Source organism: Sporolactobacillus sp. KGMB 08714, assembly GCF_036598985.1.
GTDB lineage: Bacteria > Bacillota > Bacilli > Bacillales > Sporolactobacillaceae > Sporolactobacillus.
Genome location: NZ_JAUUBW010000017.1, coordinates 51,516 through 70,932 on the forward strand (window position 1 = coordinate 51,516; position 19,417 = coordinate 70,932).

At 39.3% G+C, this 19,417-nt stretch carries 15 protein-coding genes and 1 pseudogene; all 16 read left to right on the plus strand.

Annotated elements, in window-relative coordinates; all coding sequences use genetic code 11:
* Positions 1 to 47 precede the first annotated feature (47 nt).
* Positions 48 to 2,981, plus strand: coding sequence for an Ig-like domain-containing protein (locus tag Q6A92_RS09310; protein WP_332237881.1), 2,934 nt, complete (start codon positions 48 to 50; stop codon positions 2,979 to 2,981).
* 726 nt (positions 2,982 to 3,707) lie between these two features.
* Positions 3,708 to 4,469: a YveK family protein gene (locus Q6A92_RS09315; protein WP_332237860.1), complete on the plus strand. Its 762-nt coding sequence runs from the start codon at positions 3,708 to 3,710 to the stop codon at positions 4,467 to 4,469.
* Entirely contained in the window at positions 4,453 to 5,151 is a 699-nt protein-coding gene (locus Q6A92_RS09320; protein WP_332237861.1) for a CpsD/CapB family tyrosine-protein kinase, read from the plus strand. Before Q6A92_RS09315 ends, Q6A92_RS09320 begins: the two co-directional genes overlap by 17 nt.
* 47 nt (positions 5,152 to 5,198) lie before the next feature.
* The gene (locus Q6A92_RS09325; RefSeq protein WP_332237863.1) at positions 5,199 to 5,966 is read left to right on the plus strand and encodes a tyrosine-protein phosphatase; all 768 of its coding nucleotides are present in this window, start codon (positions 5,199 to 5,201) and stop codon (positions 5,964 to 5,966) included.
* A 301-nt stretch (positions 5,967 to 6,267) separates the two neighbouring features.
* The gene (locus tag Q6A92_RS09330; RefSeq protein ID WP_332237864.1) at positions 6,268 to 6,969 is read left to right on the plus strand and encodes a sugar transferase; all 702 of its coding nucleotides are present in this window, start codon (positions 6,268 to 6,270) and stop codon (positions 6,967 to 6,969) included.
* A gap of 44 nt (positions 6,970 to 7,013) precedes the next feature.
* Positions 7,014 to 8,303, plus strand: coding sequence for a flippase (locus Q6A92_RS09335; RefSeq protein WP_332237882.1), 1,290 nt, complete (start codon positions 7,014 to 7,016; stop codon positions 8,301 to 8,303).
* Positions 8,272 to 9,114 (plus strand): glycosyltransferase family 2 protein, encoded by an 843-nt coding sequence (locus Q6A92_RS09340; protein ID WP_332237866.1) that lies wholly within the window; start codon positions 8,272 to 8,274, stop codon positions 9,112 to 9,114. The genes Q6A92_RS09335 and Q6A92_RS09340 overlap by 32 nt, the downstream gene beginning before the upstream one ends.
* Positions 9,107 to 9,715 carry an acyltransferase gene (locus Q6A92_RS09345; RefSeq protein WP_332237867.1) on the plus strand — a complete coding sequence of 203 codons (609 nt, stop codon included), beginning with the start codon at positions 9,107 to 9,109 and terminating at the stop codon, positions 9,713 to 9,715. Before Q6A92_RS09340 ends, Q6A92_RS09345 begins: the two co-directional genes overlap by 8 nt.
* 63 nt (positions 9,716 to 9,778) lie before the next feature.
* On the plus strand, positions 9,779 to 10,717 hold the full coding sequence (locus tag Q6A92_RS09350; protein WP_332237869.1) for a glycosyltransferase family 2 protein: 939 nt from the start codon (positions 9,779 to 9,781) through the stop codon (positions 10,715 to 10,717).
* A gap of 37 nt (positions 10,718 to 10,754) precedes the next feature.
* Positions 10,755 to 11,210, plus strand: a complete 456-nt coding sequence (pssD, locus tag Q6A92_RS09355) for a PssD/Cps14F family polysaccharide biosynthesis glycosyltransferase (RefSeq protein ID WP_332237870.1) — start codon at positions 10,755 to 10,757, stop codon at positions 11,208 to 11,210.
* Positions 11,207 to 11,686, plus strand: a complete 480-nt coding sequence (gene pssE / locus Q6A92_RS09360) for a PssE/Cps14G family polysaccharide biosynthesis glycosyltransferase (RefSeq protein ID WP_332237872.1) — start codon at positions 11,207 to 11,209, stop codon at positions 11,684 to 11,686. The genes pssD and pssE overlap by 4 nt, the downstream gene beginning before the upstream one ends.
* 13 nt (positions 11,687 to 11,699) lie before the next feature.
* The gene (locus tag Q6A92_RS09365) at positions 11,700 to 12,710 is read left to right on the plus strand and encodes a hypothetical protein (RefSeq protein WP_332237874.1); all 1,011 of its coding nucleotides are present in this window, start codon (positions 11,700 to 11,702) and stop codon (positions 12,708 to 12,710) included.
* Between the two features lie 63 nt (positions 12,711 to 12,773).
* The gene (locus tag Q6A92_RS09370; protein WP_332237875.1) at positions 12,774 to 14,081 is read left to right on the plus strand and encodes an O-antigen ligase family protein; all 1,308 of its coding nucleotides are present in this window, start codon (positions 12,774 to 12,776) and stop codon (positions 14,079 to 14,081) included.
* A gap of 854 nt (positions 14,082 to 14,935) precedes the next feature.
* Positions 14,936 to 16,447, plus strand: coding sequence for a sugar isomerase (locus tag Q6A92_RS09375; protein WP_332237877.1), 1,512 nt, complete (start codon positions 14,936 to 14,938; stop codon positions 16,445 to 16,447).
* Between the two features lie 587 nt (positions 16,448 to 17,034).
* Positions 17,035 to 18,537 (plus strand): annotated as a pseudogene (gene istA, locus Q6A92_RS09380) (IS21 family transposase).
* Positions 18,534 to 19,271 carry an IS21-like element helper ATPase IstB gene (gene istB / locus Q6A92_RS09385; protein WP_332237878.1) on the plus strand — a complete coding sequence of 246 codons (738 nt, stop codon included), beginning with the start codon at positions 18,534 to 18,536 and terminating at the stop codon, positions 19,269 to 19,271. Before istA ends, istB begins: the two are co-directional and overlap by 4 nt.
* Positions 19,272 to 19,417: the final 146 nt, after the last annotated feature.

Consider the following 19,417-nt stretch of genomic DNA (forward strand, 5'->3'; position numbering starts at 1 on the left):
GGTTTCGATTGCCGCAGAGAAGGAAGAAGGTCTTCAAATTGAAAAAAATGCGACTGGCTCTTTCGATTATTTTAGTGATTCAGCTCATTTTTGCCATTCCGGCAGTGACAGATGCTGCTGCTTCTCAGGATCATGTCCTGATCAGCAATGAATCGGCGGATGGGAACAGCAGCGAAAGCAGCGGTTCTTTTCAGGTCAACAGCCATTCATATGCATTTGATAAGAGTCTCAGCAAAAGCGCCTATCGGATCGACTATGTCAAACCGTTTAATCCCGCGAAAAATAACAGTAAGATCATTCAGAATAAAATGCGCCGGTTCCAGGCGGATCAGCTGGGCGGCAGCAAATCATTCTGGGTGACCGATCTGGTGACGAACACGCCTTCTCAAATCAGTGCAACGCTTGAGTACAGCGGCACGTACGCCAACGTCTGGGTCAACGCCAATCAGATTACCTCGGCGGAAGCCGCTGAACTGGGGAAGGAATTCGACAGTAAAATTTATCCGCTGGATGTTTCAAATTTCGGCGATGCGCCGAATGTCGACGGGACCGGTAAAATCAATATTTTATGCTACGACATTCAGGACGGTTTCAGTGGGAGCGGCTCTTATGTCGGCGGCTACTTCTCTCCGGAAGATCTGTACGCCACACAGTACTCCAATGATTCGGAAATTTTTTATATTGATACAAATCCGCTGATGGGGACGGGATCAACCAAAGATGTGACACAGGCCTACTCGACGTTGGCCCATGAATTTCAGCACATGATTAATTACAACGAAAAAGTGCTGGTGCAGGGGAACCAGCAGGGAATGGATACGTGGATGAACGAAGGGCTGTCCATGGCGGCCGAACAAATATTTTCCGGGGAAGCCCTGAGCGACCGTATTGACTATTACAATTCCGATTATTCAATAGCGGACGGCCAGTCGCTGCTCAACTGGGACTATAGCGGGGACGTTCTGGCCAACTATTCGCTGTCCTATTTGTTCATGCAGTATTTGAAAATACAATGCGGCCAGGGCGATCAGATTTTCAAGGAGCTGATCGATGATCCGAACACCAATGATCTGGCTGTTCAGGATCTGATTCGAAAATACATTGATCCGAAACTGACATTCGGAAAATTTATGACTGATTTTCGCGAGGCCCTGTTTTTAAACCAGAGTACAGGTCTGTTCGGGTTCCGCAATGACGCCGGTTTTCAGGCAATTCAGCCAAGAACTTACAGCGGCGGTTCCCCGTTGACGCTGAACGGAGGCGGAGCGGTTGTTGCGCAGATAAACGGGTCTTCCGTTCCTTCCGACAAGGGCCGGGATGTGACTTACACGGATCTGGGACAGGCCGGTTCCGCATCCGCTCTTCAGACAATAGGACACGTTGACGCGCCGGCGAACGGGAACACGATTCAGGGCACGGCAACCGTGCGCGGCTGGTTCTTGGACGGGAACGGCGTTTCGAAGGTTGAGGTATACGTGGATAACCAGCTGCAGGGGAAGGCACAGTACGGCCTTTCCCGTCTGGATGTCGAAAAAGCCTATCCGCAGTATGGGAACGGCAGCTCAGGCTTTCAGTATGCTCTGGATACCCGAAAACTGCGTGTAGGCCGGCATACGCTGACTGTTAAGGAAACCGGAACAAACGGCGGAATGGTGACGAAAAGTCTCACGGTGACGGTCGCCAATTTGCCGGCCAAAGGAACGATCGACAGCCCGGGCGCGAACAGTACGATTCAGGGCACAACAACTGTACGCGGCTGGTTTCTGGATGGAAGCGGCGTATCGAAAGTGGACGTGTACGTAGACAACCGCTATCAGGGCAGCGCGACTTACGGCCTTTCCCGACCGGACGTGAACAAGGCTTACCCGAAATACGGCAACAGCCATTCGGGTTATCAATTCAGCCTGAATACGAGCAAACTGACGAACGGCACGCACACACTTTCCGTCAAAGAAACGGGAGGAAACGGAGCGCAGGCAACCGTCAGCCGAAAAGTGACGGTGCGAAGCCTGACAGCCCGCGGAACGATCGACAGCCCGGGAGCGAACAGCACGATTCAGGGCACGACAACCGTCCGCGGCTGGTTTCTGGACGGGGGCGGCGTATCGAAAGTAGACGTGTACGTAGACAATCGCTATCAGGGCAGCGCGACTTACGGCCTTTCCCGTCCGGACGTGAACAAGGCTTACCCGAAATACGGCAACAGCCATTCGGGTTATCAGTTCAGCCTGAATACGAGTAAACTGACAAACGGCACGCACACACTTTCCGTCAAAGAAACGGGGGGAAACGGAGCGCAGGCTGCCGTCAGCCGGAAAGTGACGGTGCAGAGCCTGACGGCCCGCGGGGTGATTGATAATCCCGCGGGGAACAGTTCCATACATGGCGCTAGTCTGGTCCGTGGCTGGTTTCTGGACGGGGGCGGCGTATCGAAAGTAGACGCGTACGTGGACAACCGCTATCAGGGCAGCGCGACCTACGGCCTTTCCCGCCCGGACGTGAACAAGGCTTATCCGAAGTACGGCAACAGCCATTCGGGTTATCAGTTCAGCCTGAATACGAGTAAACTGACAAACGGCACGCACACACTTTCCGTCAAAGAAACGGGAGGAAACGGAGCGCAGGCAGCCGTCGGCCGGAAAGTGACGGTGCAGAACCTGACGGCCCGCGGGGTGATTGATAATCCCGCGGGGAACAGTTCCATACACGGCGCCAGTCTGGTCCGCGGCTGGTTTCTGGACGGGGGCGGCGTATCGAAAGTAGACGTGTACGTGGACAACCGCTATCAGGGCCGTGCAACCTACGGCCTTTCCCGTCCGGACGTGTACAAAGCTTATCCGCTTTACAGAAACAGAACTGCGGGTTATCAATATTCTCTGAACAGCAGTTTATTCGGCGCCGGCTCACACTTACTTAAAATAACAGAAACCGGACCTGACGGAGATCAGCTTTCTCTCAACCGTGTCATTCATGTCAATTAGCTTTCAAAAGAACGGGGGAGAATAGAGCCTTTGAACGCATTTGGGTACTTCAGACTTAAGACACGCACGAAGAACAAATGCATAGAGTTGCAGCTTTCCTTCCCATGTTTCTATCCAGATTCTTAAACCTGAAACTTTTCTGGATGATGGCGGTGGTATAATTATATTAGCGGTAGGGATTCTCTAAACCCCTTATTGACGCTGATTTGAAGAAGTCGCTTTATACTCATTTCCCAGTAATCCTGTCTGTAGAGTTGGTCAGGAAGGATTCATGGCCGATTTTGAAAACGAGTCTCAATCGAGTCCTTGGCAACTTGGAGGCCAAATGTTTACTTTAAAATAGCCGACTTGGAAAATCTATATTAAATATAAATAATATAGATTAATTTATAAGTAATTTATAATTCATTCATAAGTAATTCAAAAGTTTTCCAGAATGGAAACAAATTATGTGCTATAATAGCATCTGGACATTTGGTAATGGTCATTAAGCACTAACGAATTGGTGAAAAATAGAAAAAACCCATTCTACTGCTCAGCACTTTAGCGGAAAAAGGGTGTGAAGATTAACAAGAAACGAGAATAAAATCTTTACAACAATATGTCAGGCTGCCTCTTATTTTTAATGAAGGCGTCGCCTTTTCCCGACAAAAAATGTGCTATAATACTACTATCTTGACAAAACTTTCTAATTAATAAAATTCTATTTGCCGGTTGGGGGATATTATGGAAGAGACGATAAGCCTTCAGGAGATTTTTCATGCTCTGAAAAAACGTTTTACATTAATCGTAACGATTACTTTGCTGGCCGTGGCGGCCGGTGCATTCACCACTTATTTTATAATGGCTCCGAAATATGACGCGTCGACGCAGATTCTTGTTAATCAGGCGAATGAGAACAATGCGAGTCTTTATGCAACCAATGCCGTACAAACGAATGTACAGCTCGTCAATACATACAGTGTAATCATCAACAATCCGACCGTGCTGAATCAGGTCATCCATCAGTTAAACCTGAAAATGACGACAGATCAGTTAAAAAAAATGCTGACGGTGGACACGGCTCAGAATTCTCAGGTTTTCACGCTGACAGCAGAGTCGAAAAGCCCGTCGCTGTCGGTGAAGATTGTCAACAGCGTGGCCCAGGCCTTTAAGTCACAGGTTCAGAAAGTCATGAATGTCGATAACGTCAGCATTCTTTCCGAGGCGACAATCGCTTCCAGCAATATTCCGGTCAGTCCGAAACCGGCCATCAATCTGGCAATTGTGTTTGTAGTCGGGCTGATGGTGTCAATCGGGCTTGCTTTCCTGCTTGAATACTTGGATAACACGATCAAAACGGAAGAAGACATTGAAAAGGTGCTTGGACTGCCAGTGCTCGGGAGCATTTCGGAAATTAAACGTCATCATGAGAAGGAATCGAGAGCACCTATTCATGCAGCCGGTCATCAAAAGGTAAGAGGGGGCGGTCATGTTGAAGCCAAGTAAACAGATTTCCAAGCAGCGCCATTTGATCGCTTTTTATAAGCCCAAATCGACCATCGCGGAACAGTACCGGACCATCCGGACGAATATCGATTTTTCCCAGGTCAGCGGGGATCTGAAAACGATGATGATCACTTCGGCCGGACCGGGTGAGGGCAAGTCGACGACAGCAGCGAATCTGGCAGCAGTGATGGCTCAGCAGGGAAAACATGTCCTGCTGATCGACGCCGATCTTCGCAAGCCGACGATGCATTATACTTTCCGGCTCAGCAATACCCATGGATTAACCACCTTGCTGACCAAGAAGAGCACCTTCGATGAAGCGATTCAAAATACGGAAGCGGAGAATCTCTTTGTGCTGACGAGCGGCCCGATCCCACCGAATCCGGCGGAACTGCTGAGTTCTCCGGCCATGATCAGCTTTATGAATCACGCACTGACACTCTTTGACACAGTGCTTCTGGACACGCCGCCGGTCCTGGCGGTGACGGATGCCCAGCTGCTGGCCAATCTCTGTGACGGAACAGTACTTGTAGTTCGCAGCGGTGCCACAGAAAAAGAGGCGGCTGTAAAAGCAAAAGACCTGCTCGTCAAGGCAAAGGCAAGAATTCTCGGAGTTGTACTCAATGGCCGGCCAGTCTCAAAATCGGACAGCCATTATTACTATTACTACGGCAATGAATAAATAATACAGCATGATAAAAACTGCCGAAGCAAAGGAGGCGAAGCCGGATGATCGATATTCACTGTCATATTATTCCAGGAGTGGATGACGGGGCAAGAGACGAAAATGTTTCGCTTGCCATGGCCAACCAGGCAGTCAGCGAAGGAATCACGCAGATTGTCGCTACGCCTCATCATCGCAACCGTCACTGGGACAATCCGCGATATTCTGTCTTGAAGAAAATCAATGACCTAAATCACTTATTCGCTCAACATCAGATCAATCTGACTGTACTGCCCGGGCAGGAACCGAGAATTTTCGGCGAAATGGCGGACAGCACGGCTGAGCAGGAACTGGTCACCGTTAATGACAATGGGAAATACATACTTGTTGAGTTCCCGTCGCAGCATGTTCCGCGTTATGCAAAGCAGCTTTTTTATGACCTGCAGGTCAAAGGCATCACACCCGTCATTGTTCACCCTGAACGCAATCAGGAAATATTCGAACATCCGGAGATTCTCTACTCCTTTATCACAGACGGTGCGCTCTCACAGGTGACGGCTGCAAGCTTAATCGGCATCAACGGAAAGAGAGTTAAAAAGAGAACGTTTCAGTTCATTGAAAACAATCTGACTCATTTTGTTGCTTCAGACGCCCACAATGTGACCGAACGTCCTTTTTATATACAAAAAGCCCTGATTGTACTCAAAAAAGAATTTGGCAAAGAAGCTCCGCAATTATTTAAGGAAAATTCCGAACTGCTCGTTAACGGGGATCTTGTTCAGCGCGAGGAACCGTCAGAGATAAAAGAGAGAAAGTTTTGGGGAATCTTTTAGCCGGGAGGGAAGCAAAATGAGATGTTATGGGCACGGGATGTGTCGTTCTTTCCCAGTTTAACAGATTTAGACAAATTTATGAAAAAACCGATTGATTTTGGTAACTGAAACCTGAAACGATTGCAAGTCAGATAAATGGGACAAACTTTGTTGACCTTCCGAATCAAGTTCCAGAATCAATCAGTTAAAGAATCGGCTGAATGAATTTACTTAAAGGATAACCGCATGGACTGATCCAATTCTGGACAATGATTGACTGCTCTTCTATGTGACAAGCTCTGATTTAACGGAGGAATGACTTATGGCTATGTCCAAATCATCAATTGAGAATAACATGCCACGCAATGTTAATATCGGTAAAAATTCAATATTAATAAATACTGAATCAGAAGGACAAAAATTCTATTTATCTACTAAAAGAGTGATAGATGTTTTTGGGTCTCTGGCAGGACTCATACTTCTTTCTCCGCTCTTATTGATTATTTCTCTGTTAATTAAGTTAGAAGAGCCGAAAGCAAAAGTAATTTTTAAACAGATACGTTTGGGAAAAAATGAGAAACCGTTTAATATGTATAAATTTCGTTCGATGGTTCCCAATGCTGAGGAGCAGCTGAAGAGTCTTTTAAATAAAAATGAAGCCAGCGGCGCGATGTTCAAAATGAAAGATGATCCCCGGGTTACCCGACTGGGCCATTTTCTTAGAAAGACAAGTATGGACGAACTTCCGCAACTGGTTAATGTGCTAAAAGGGGATATGAGTCTCGTCGGTCCCCGGCCTCCTCTGCCAAGGGAAGTAGCGGAATATACAGATTATGATAAACAAAGATTATTGGTAAAACCCGGATGTACCGGATTGTGGCAGGTAAGCGGGAGAAGTAATGTCGGATTCGATGAAATGGTTAGACTAGATCTAGAATATATTCAAAATCGAAATTTGTTTTTGGACACGAAGATTGTCTTGAAGACCGTCTTAGTTCCCTTTATAACAAAGAATGCCTATTAAATAGGAAAATAGGAGATTTGCTGTTTTGGTACAAACTTACGTTAATGTTTGCAGCTTATGGAGTGTTGCGATTGTGGAAAAATAAGGTTGTAAAAAACACCCTTTCACTTTTCATCATTCAGGGATCTAATTATATATTACCCTTAATTACATTTCCTTATCTAGTAAGAACATTGGGTACATCGAATTATGGGTTGCTCATATTTATGAATTCATTAATTCAATATTTTATTGTTTTGACGGATTATGGATTTAATTTTAGCGCAACAAGAAAGATTGCATTGATTAGAGAAAACAAAGTCAGACTAAGAGAATATAGTAACTCTATAATATCAATAAAAACTCTGCTTACAGGATCGTCATTTGTGATTCTAATTATTCTTTTGATGGCAGTTCCTCAGTTTTCTAAGGAATCGCTTTTATATATCATCGGCTTTTTGTCAGTAGTAGGAAATGCAATGTTTCCAATCTGGTTCTTTCAAGGTATTGAACAAATGAAATATATAACATACTTTAATATTGGATCAAAAATCGTCAGTACATTGTTGATTTTTATATTTGTTAAAAGTAATTCTGATTATGAATTGGCTGCTCTTTTTCAAACGTTATATTATGTTTTACCTGGAATACTTGGCCTGTGGACAATAAGAAAACAGTTCTCCATACCGATAGTTCCACATTTTAAGATTAACTTAATTAAAAGAGAGTTGAAAGATGGTTGGCATGTTTTTATTGGCAACATTTCTGGAAATGTTTATGGACAAGGTGCAGTGGTTATTTTAGGTTTCTTAGCCGGACAAAGAGCTGTCGCTTACTATGGTATATGTCAGAAAATAACAGGAGCGGCAGTTGGACTGACCCAACCATTTGCTCAAGCATTATACCCTTTTTTATGTAGGCAATTTGCAATCAGCCGAAATAAATTTTTGAAAGTAAAAAAATTTATTATATGTTTTGCTATGGTGGCGGCGTTGTTAATGGGAGTTGCACTTTTTATGTTTTCAGGACTATTAATTAAAGTTGTTAGTGGAACTGAAAACAGTACTTTAATCATTCTACTTAAGGGATTTTCCGATATATTAATGCTACAAGTGCTTAATGTACAAATCAGCCCGATTATTCTAGCGATGAATAAGACAAGCGAATTCCAGAGAATGTATGTTTCTGTGACTATTTTATTCATATTAATCTCTCTGCCCCTGTCTTTTTTCTGGCATACTTATGGCATGCTTCTTAGCATACTCTTCGTTGAGCTGTACATCTGTATATGTGGCTTAATAATTAGTCGAGGGAGAATAAAAAGTGAAAAACAAGAAAATATCAGTGTTAATTAACACTTTCAATGAAGAGAAAAATATTAGAAATTGTTTAGAGAGCGTTAAATGGGCTGATGAAATTATAATAGTCGATATGTTTAGTGAAGATAATACTGTGAAAATTGCCAGTGAGTATACGAACAAGATATTTTATTTCAAAAGAATGGGATTTGCTGATCCGGCCAGACAGTTCGCGTTGGAAAAGGCAACTAATGAATGGATATTAGTGGTTGATGCCGATGAGCTTATCACACAAGACTTAAGAAAATATCTCATTAAATGTATCGAAAACGATGAATACGATGCCCTATGGATTCCAAGAAAAAATTACTTTTTTGGAGAGGAAATGACCGGTACAGGATGGGGTCCCTCACAAGATAAACAAATGCGTTTTTATAAAAAAAAGTTTATGAGTTATTCTGACCAAATTCATAAGTTTGTTAATTTGAGTAGTGAGGCTAGGGTGTCGATTATTAAAGATAAGAATTTAAATATAATTCATTTTAATTATTTATCTGTTGAACAATTTATTCATAAACTTAATAAGTATACAACAATTGAAGCGAAACAATTGAAAAATACAGATAAAGTATCAACTTTTAGAATCTTTTTAATATGTATCATTGAATTTCTTAAAAGATATTTCAAGCGTAAAGGATATAAAGATGGTGCGACGGGTTTTTCCCTCTCAATTTTGATGACATCTTATAGAGCGTCATCGTTACTAAAACATAATTATCTTATTAAATATAACTCAGATAATATAGAAGATAAGGTGCGTAACATTTATAGTACAATTGCGAAGAAGGCGATTTCCGGAAATGATTAAGCTTCTTTCCTTGCTTTCATGGAAATTACAGAGGTTCGCAGATCTAGCAAGAGGAAATTTATTACCATTTAATAAAAAAAACAGTAAAATTTTTGTCGAAAAATATTGTACTTTTAAAAATCACAATTGGATTGTGTTAGGCGGAGATAATGAAATACAAAAGGGAACCTTTATTTCTGCAGGTAAACCTAATTCAATTAGCATTGGCAAAGGTACAACTATATCGAGATATAGTGTAATCCAGTCATTGCAAGGTTTTATTAAAATTGGCCCAAATTCTCAGGTTGGCGATTTTTGCAATCTTTATGGTCAAGGCGGTTTAACAATTGGAAAAGATGTTATGATATCGTCAAATGTACAAATTGTACCTAATCAACATACATTCAATGACATGACGAAACCAATTAAAAAAAATCCTGAAATAGCTAAGGGTATTGTAATTGAAGATGATGTGTGGATAGGTACAAATGTAGTAATACTTGATGGTGTTACAATTGGTAAAGGTTCTGTTGTCGGAGCTGGTTCTGTTGTAAATAGAGATATACCACCTTATTGCATATATGCTGGTGTGCCAGCAAAATTAATTAGAAAAAGGAATTAATTATCGCATTAGTACCTGCTAATAAACAACTGAGTGAAATTTTTATCAGAGTGAGGTGGAAGAATGGATTCGCCCTCTGTTGCTATAATAATTGTCAATTGGAATGCTTATAAAGACACTCTTGAATGTTTAAAGTCATTAGGAAAGCTAACCTATAATAATTTTTATGTTTTTATAGTAGACAATGGTTCTACAGATTGCTCGTTTGAAATATTAAAAGGATTCATCGAATCTGAGAATAATTTCAGCCTTATGATTGAATTAATAAGATCAGAAAAAAACTTGGGATTTGCTGGTGGAAATAACTTAGCAATTAAAAAGGCATATAACCAAAAATTTGAATATATCTGGCTTTTAAACAACGATACGATCGTAGATACTAAGTCCCTTTCGTTACTTGTGGATTACATAGATCGAAATAAACAAGTCGGCATTGTTGGTTCAAAGATATACTATTATGGTTCTAATGTTATCTGGTTTGCTGGCGGGGAATTTAACCAAACAAGTGGAAAAACAATTCATCTGGGAATGAAGGAAGTGGATAAGGGGGAGTTCAATTCTGTAGAAGAGGTAGATTATATAACTGGGTGCAGTATGTTGTTTAGAAGTGATCTAATTAATGATATCGGATATATGCGCGAAGACTATTTTTTGTATTATGAAGAAACTGACTACAATATAAAAGCGAAGCGACATGGGTGGAAAATTGTTTATGTTCCGGATTCTATCGTTTACCATAAAGTATCTGGTTCATCAGGTGGGGAAAATGATCCCTCTCCATTTGTTGCATATTATAAGATTAGAAATGGTTACTGGATATGTAAAAGAAACTTTAGCGGTACACATATTATTTCTTTTTGCTATATGTTGTATAAATCTTTTAAACTGTTTGTTAAAATATTTGCAAAAAATCAGCCGCAAAAATGGAAAAGGATTCATTGCATTTACAGTGGAGTTAAGGATGCTTTAGTATTAGGCAGTGAAATGGGAGGAAAAGAATAGGATATTTTATGTGCTGAGAAAAGGAGGGAAAATTAAATTGCCAAAAAAAGTTTTAATAAGTTCCACCGGTGGACACTGGGCTCAATTAAATGAAATATTATTAAGAACTAAAGATAAAGATGGAATACAATTAATTACTGAAAAAAATAAGTCGAATGCAGGAAGAAAAGATATCTTATTTTTAAAACAACAAGATCGGAAAAGCAGAAAATTTCCATTTATATTTTTGTATAATACTTTTATTTCACTTCTCTATGCGCTTAAATGCCGACCAAAGATAGTCATATCGACTGGGGCCGGTGCAACCTTGCCTTTTCTCGTTTTTTCAAAAATGATGGGTTCCAAGATCATTTTTGTAGAGAGTTTTGCGAAAATACACTCTCCAACATTAACTGGAAAAATAGTATACAGATTTGCGGATGTATATTTTGTTCAGTGGCCGGAAATGTTAAAAATTTATCCTCATGCGATATATAGGGGGAGTTTGTATTGATTTTTGTTACCCTTGGAACACAGAACTTTGCAATGGATAGAGTGATTAAGGAAATCGATCATTTGATAGAAAAAGGATTTTTGAATTCTAATGAAGTGATTATACAATGTGGAGCTAGTAAACCAAGCCGACATGCTGTTACATATAAATTTATAAATGAAAATGAGTTCAATCAGTATTTAATAGCATGTGATATTCTTATTACACATGCAGGGACTTCGTCTATAATCAAAGGTCTGAGAGCTGGGAAGAAAGTAATTGTTATTCCGCGGGAGAAGGATAGAGGAGAGCACGTTGATAATCACCAATTTGAAATTGCAGAGGTTTTTGGATCTCAAAATTACGTTTTAGTGATTAAGAATGTACAACAGTTAGAAGAATCTATAAAAAAAATAAAAAATATGAATTTCAAAGAGTATAATTCGCAAGGAGAACTGGCTAGTTACATCGCAAAAAATTATCTTATCAATAAATAATGGGGTTATCCAAATGAAAAATGTATTTATTGTCTGGACAAAATATCAAGCAAGAGTTGAGGGAATAGTTAGTGATTTGAGAAAAGAAATCGGCGATTTTCAGATTGTATACAGAGATAATCCATCTGCCGGTATATTAAAAAAAATATTAAACTATTTGAGGCTTTTTGTAAAAGACTATAGACTCTTAACTAGAAATTCTTACGATAATTGTTTTGTCCAGGTTCCACCTACATATTCGTTGCTTGCCCCACTTTTATATAGACGATTTTCTAAGAGAAAGTTCAAGATTATAGCAGACTGTCATAATGCTATCACCAGAAAACCTTGGTTAAAAAGTATTGGCATAAAAAGATTATTAGGTAGCGCTGATCTTTTAATCTTTCATAATGAGATAATATATGCTAGGACAAAAGAAATTGTTCCCTACATAGCAGATTGTAAAAAGTTGGTGTTAGAAGACAAAACGCCACATTTTGTTAACATTAAGAAAGAGAAGATTTTTGTTAAAAAACCCTTTGTCTTTTTTCCAACTTCTTTTAATTTAGACGAGCCAATAAAAGAGGTAATAAAAGCGGCTCAGAGACTTCCTGAGTTTTCTTTTGTTCTAACGGGCAGTCATGCGAAAATGAAGAAGAACTTTAATCTGTCAAAAAAAGACTTGCCTTCTAATGTTATAATAACGGGGTGGCTTGAAGATAATCTGTATCTTAATTATCTAGAACAAGCCGATGTATTATTAGGATTAACGATATATGATGACATTCAGATGAGTGTTAGTAATGAAGGACTAGGTGCACACAAAAAAATGGTTCTATCTGATAAAGTCGCCCTAAAGAAAATATATCAGGATGGCGTTCTGTATACTAAAAATGATGAAATTAGCATCAGCAATACTATTAGAAGAGCATATAATAGCCAGTTTTTATATCAAGAAATTAATAAAGCGAGAAGGATGAAAGATAAAAGATATAATAAACAGTTAATCCTGATTTCGGAAAAAATTATGCAAAAAGGTTTGTAAGGTATTTTAAATAAAGTAAGTTTATTGCTTAATAAGAAAAAGATTCTATGGTTGGTGGCATCATTGGATAAAAAAATATTAAAATATATTATTATATTTTACCCTGTTTTGGATATTATTTATTCAATATCCACACAGCTTTTTCATACGACATTCCCAATAGGTCAATATGTACGTATCTTAATTTTATTTTATCTATTTATCAAATTTACTAAAATCAGGGATAAGTTAATTATTATTTCTTTGCTTGCTCTTCTAGTTATTGGAGAATTTACTTATGCTGGCTTTGAAATAGAAGCGCTAGTTGCTGATCTTCAATATATTTCGAAAGTGATACTATTTGTAACTGGAATATTTTCGTTTGACTTCATTATAAAAAAAAGAATATTGACCAAGGATGAGATTATAAAGTACATAATACAGTCGTCATATATAATTACTATAAGTATTATTCTTGGACTCTTTGGTATTGGTTTTAGCACTTATGTTGGTGGAAGAGCCGGACACAAGGGCTTGTTTCTTGTTCAAAATGCTGTAACTGCAACCCTATTAATTATTACACCCTTGAATTTGTATGCCTTTGCGAGAACAAAATATAAAAGATATCTGCTAAGTTATTGCTTGGCACTCTTTTCTCTTTTGGTTATTGGTACAAAAGCTGGAATTGCCGGAGCGCTTTTAATAATTTTCTTTCAGTCAATTAACTTTATTCTTAAATCAAAACTCAATTATTTACGATTGACTTTATATTTTTTATCAATAGGTGGATTAATTTCGGCATTGTATTTTAGCTGGAGTACCTTGAAAATATTTTTTAATACTCAGATTAATAATGCAATTCAATGGGGCGGTATATATAGTTATGCTGTTTCAAATAGGGACTTGCATGTGGAATGGATTCAAAATTATATTGCCACAAATTATAATTACAATCCCTTATTACAGTTTGGAATAGGCTTTAACAATGCAAATAATGTTTTAATTGATCATCAGTTTAATATTATAGAGATGGACTTTTACGGATTGTTGTATTATTCCGGAATTTGGGTTTTGTTATTTATATGTCTCATTATTTTTAGAAGAGTTTTATTTGCAGTTGCAGTACTAATAAAAAAAAGAAATGATGTTAAATACTTTGCACTTTTTTTAAGTATAATGGCCGGTTTAGTACATGCATACTATGGTGGTCATGTTATTTACGAAGCTTTAACGGCGCAATACTTTGCCTGTGTGCTCGCTATATGTAAATCTGAATACAGGGCGATCAAATCAGAGAAAAAAAGGGTATTCAGCGTTAGACTTGGATTTCCGCTAAGCTCTTTGAGGGTTCGTGGTTCAACATCTAGAAAAAAAGCATCAAATAATAGTTAACTGATGTATGTTTATTGATTCCTACTTGCTTTTTTCATAAAATAAATACGGAAAAATAGAAATATATAATTTGAAAATTTTTTTTGTTGGTAATTTTCCAATCCATATTTGTCATGTAAAGGATAGGTGGCTCTTTTTTTAGTGAATTTCTAAAAATAGTGGTTTGAACTTTTGAGCTTGAAAAATGATCCTTTTTTTGCTGAAACACACTTCTTTGAGAGAGATACTTCAAGCATTAAGCATATTTCGGCGAGTGTTTACATATTGGGCCATCGTGACAGGTCAATCGTAGAATCCGTTTGACTGTTTTGATTATATTACTAGGAAGCAGGCAAACATCTTTTAGGCTAAGACAAGCTACTCCAGTTTGAGAAACAAGATTATCTTACGAGTTAAAAAATTCAGTTCCACCTGGCATAATCCCACAAGAATTCATGGGGCCCTAGATACAGAAAAAGAATAGCCATAGAGAAGGGGTAATAAGATGAGAGGCATACTGTGTATGCCATTTTCCAATCTAAAGGAATGGCTTGGTCGTAATATAGATTGAAATTATAAACAATTTGTCAATGTCCTTTATTATGGCAGGGGCATAATCTAAAAAAGGTCATGGTTGTTCCCTTACAGTAGCAATATATATTATTTCAAAGGAAGAGAATACAACATGTCATTGAACTCGCCGGGGAGATTAATTAAAGATTTGAAAACATTCTTCATTAATTATGTTCAGAGTCGTTCAAGATTATCATGGAAGCGTGTAAAAGTTATTTTAAAAACTAGAGAAGTAGCTCCTGAAATTCAAAAAAAGATCGAATACATAAGATAAGCCCTTATATTTGAAAAAGGGGAGAATTATGAAAGCTAAGCGAAGCATCCTGAATTTAATCTTTGGCATGGCAAGCATGCTGATAACGGTTGCTTTTGGTATTATCATCCCCAGGATGTTCCTTGTTCACTTTGGATCTGAGGTCAATGGTCTGATCTCTTCAATCGGACAGATCATAATCTATCTGTCCCTTCTCGAGGCAGGTGTCGGATCCGCATCTTTGCAGGCGCTCTATAAAGTGGTGGCAAGAGCTGACAAACAGGATATAAATGAGGTTTTGTCAGCAACTCATAATTATTATCAGAAAACAGGATTGTACTATTTTTTGTGTGTGATTGTCATGGCCGTCCTTTATCCTTCGTTTGTTCACTCCTCCATCAGTTGGGTGACGACGATGTTAGTCGTTTTGCTTACGGGGCTTGGCGGAGCTTTTAATTACTATTTTCAGGGAACATACACTATCTTTATGACTGCAATTGGAAAAAGCTATATTAATACAATTATCACAACGATAATTAATATTCTAAGTAGTCTTGTAAAAATTATTCTGATAAAGTCAGGCTACAATGTCGTTGTTATTCAGGGGTCTTTTTTTGTACTCACCATGTTTCAGATTATCATTTATCTGATTTATATTAAAAGAAACTATAAATGGTTGAATCTAAAAAGCCACCCAAATTTCCAATCAATGTCGCAAAAAAATTCTGTGATGATTCATCAACTCTCTGGATTGATTTTTAATAACACTGACGTGCTTATTCTGACATTCTTTACGAATTTAAAGATCGTTAGTGTCTATGTCATCTATAATATGATTTTTACTGTGATTGACCGGGTAATCGGTACCGTCAATGACAGCATAACATTTGCGCTTGGACAAATGTTTTATGATAACAAAAAACGCTATATTATGATGTTTGATACCTATGAAGTATATTTCATGGCCTTGGTTTTCGCGTTTTATGCTGTAACTTATATACTCGTACTACCCTTTATGAGATTGTATACCTTGGGGATAAAGGATATCAATTATATTGACTCTTGGCTTCCAGTTCTATTCGTGGCTTTGAAACTTCTAAGCAACGCAAGAATACCCTCTAATAATCTAATCAATATTGCTGGCCACTTCAAAAAGACGCAATATCGGTCCATTCTAGAGTCTTCCATTAATATTATCTGCTCTCTGATTTTTGTTCACTTTTTAGGTATATACGGAGTGTTGATGGGTACGATCGCTGCTCTCTTGTACCGATCAATCGATATGATCGTGTATGCGAATCAAACAATACTGAACAGAAATCCATGGCCAACCATAAGAAGATGGCTGATCGACGTATTAATTTTTCTGCTCATCATTACTGTTGCAGGCAAAGTTAATATTAACCCACACTCCTACCTTCATGTAATTGGCTGGGCTTGTATGCTCAGCCTGCTAATTATTCCGATCTATTTAGTACTCAGTTCGCTATCTGAAAGAAATGTTTACAAATATGCCAGACAATTGATTATTAAGAATCTTAAAAAGGTAAGCAACAAATAGTTTTTAAATAGTCTTTGGCCTATAAGGTAGGGGCTGTTCTTGTATGCATGATGATTTTGCGGACATCCGGCATTCAGCCGGAAGCGTTGGACCATGGAAGAAGTTAATCCACCGCTTCGTCTGTAACTTTTCAAGATTGGGTACTTTGGGTCCTTCAATTCCTTTTTTGTAAGGTCAGTATGTTTTGACGCTTACGTCTATTGAACAACGCGAAGTACACCGGGCTGTGAAGACGCGAACCCTGATCTAATTTTCGAGGAGGAAGCACAGTGTTACTGCTATTCATTATTGTCCTGAAAATGACGGCGGCTATTGACCGCAGTTTGACGGAAACCCTGTCCACCGGCCATCAAAAATAAGACTGTCTTGTTAAGACAGTCCGTTCACCAGATGTTTATAGAATAACCTGATATCTTTCCTTTTCGTTTAGGTTGAAGCGAACCCCTTCTGTTTATGGCAGAATAAAAGTACAGAGTTTTGCAAGGAATTTATGCAGAACTTAACCGCATAAAAATAGGCTTGCCAGCCCCCAAAATAACCTCTACTGTTTGGATTGAGCGATCTTAACAGTAGGAGGAAATGAAAGGATGCTAGCAATGCCTGAAATCAATTATATCAAGCACTTAAGAGAAAGCGAAGATTTATCGATTAATGAAATATCAAGAAAGACCGGCTGTAATTGGCGAACCGTCAAAAAATATGCAGATGGAGAGTCGTCAGATACCCAGCTTCAGTTTAAAAAGCGAGGAATGATGTATGAAGAAAGCTATGGTGAAATTGTGGATGACTGGATTGAGGAGGATCTGAAACTCAAGAAAAAAGAGCGAAGAACGAACAAAAAAATATATGAACAGCTTAGGGATGAATGGAACTTCCCAGGATCTTATTGAACGGTATGTGACTATATTCAAAGTCGGAAACCACAAATCAAAGAGGAAAAAAACCGAAGATATGAACGCCTTGAGCACCCACCGGGTGAAGCGCAAGTTGATTTTGGGACGATGACGGTGGTCAAAGACAGCGCCTTTAAGGATATAAAATTACTCATTCTCAGTTTCCCATACAGTAATGCGGGGCTGGGTTATCCTTTGCCCAGTGAAAACACCGAATGTTTTTTGGAAGGCTTAAAACAGCTCTTTAAGCAAGCCGGAGGCGTGCCCACTTATTTGAGAATGGATAATTTGGCTGCGGCCGTCGTTTCCATGGGTAAGGGGGCGAAACGGACGTACACAGAGGCTTTCAGTCGTTTTAGAAATCACTACGGCTTTGAAGTGCAGCCCTGTAATCCTGCCAGTGGTCATGAAAAAGGGAATGTCGAGAAAAAAGTAGGGTATACAAGAAATAATCTTTTCACAACGGCCCCATTAATGCAAGACTTCCCACAATTGGCCGCCTGGATTCAACAAGCCATGAGCAAAGATCGTGAGCGGCTTCATTACGAAAAAGAAGAACGGATCAATGTGTTGTGGAAAGAGGATCAAAAGCATTTGAAACCATTGCCTCTAAAGGATCTGCCCATCTTCTCGATAAAATCTACAAAAATCAATAAGTATGGAGAGATCATGATGGATGGGGAACGGTTTGTCATCCATCATGCACGGATGAAACAAATACTAATCATCAAAGCCGAATGGAATCAATTTATTTGTTTCACGAATGATGGCGAGATTGTGTATCAATCGGATCGTCCTTACATGAATACAACGCGAGTCATTCCGTGGGAGGATATTCTGAATGATTGGGAACAGAAACCGCGTTCGGTTCGTTATTCACGATTTTTCAAGTACCTGCCCAATAACGTGCAAGCGTATCTGACGATACGCAAGGAAGAAGTCAAATACCGCGTCAAGGGATTAAGAAAACTGTTAGAAAAGTATGATTTAAAGGAAATCCAGGCCATCTTATCTAGAAAAGAACGCTTGGAAAAGACACCCCATGAGTTGGGTATCTTTTTAGAGGCTAGTGCGTTTTCTTATCCCGACAAAATAGAGGAAGAACATACGCCTGGCATTCTGCTCAATTACGAGACCAATTTAGCCACCTATGATCAACGGCTTTGTCCTTCTCTGGAAGGAGGAGTCTCCCAATGACTGATTTAAAAGTGATGTGTAAAGCGCTTCATCTTGCTCATCTTATTGGCAACTATGAAAGCGTCCCATTTGAAAACAAAGAGCAGTTTTTAAGGGATTGCTTATCCATTGAAGTGCGTTCGAGACAAACGACAAAAATTGCCCGGTTAATCAAAAAAGCTAAATTTAGGGAACTGAAATGGTTAAAAGACTATGAGTGGACGGAACAAATCAATTTACCAGCTACCACAACAAAGAAAAATCTTTACGACCTTCGGTTTATCAAGCAAAAACAGAATTTACTGCTTCTGGGAACACCGGGTACGGGAAAAACGCATTTAGGGACTGCTTTAGGAATCAAAGCGTGTGAAATGGGGTATGACGTTCGTTTTTTTCGTGTCGCCGACTTGGTCGGTCAATTAGAGGAAGCGCTCAAAGCAGGAACACTCAGTCGACTGAAGCGCCAAATCGAGAAATCAGATTTACTCATTCTCGATGAATTAGGCTACGTTCCGTTCCAAAAACAAGGTTCCGAATTATTGTTTCATATCATCGCAGATTGTTATGAACGCAAAAGTGTCATCGTGACCTCGAATCTGGAATTTGGTCAATGGAATCGAGTGTTTGGGGATAATCGGCTCACTTCAGCTCTGGTGGATCGTTTGGTCCACCATGCTCATGTCATCGCGTTTACAGGAGAAAGTTACCGATTGAAAAATGCCCTCTCTTCAATAAAAACAGATACTGAAATTTAACGCTATTTAGGGTTGCAAGCCTATGTATTTTTCGCTGCAATTCTCTGCACTTTTTGCTTGCATAAAACACGACGTTTCATTTCTTGTTCGGCATCATTCTTTTTGTTGTTTTTCAAGATGGTCTGAAGGACCTTGACCGTCGGTCT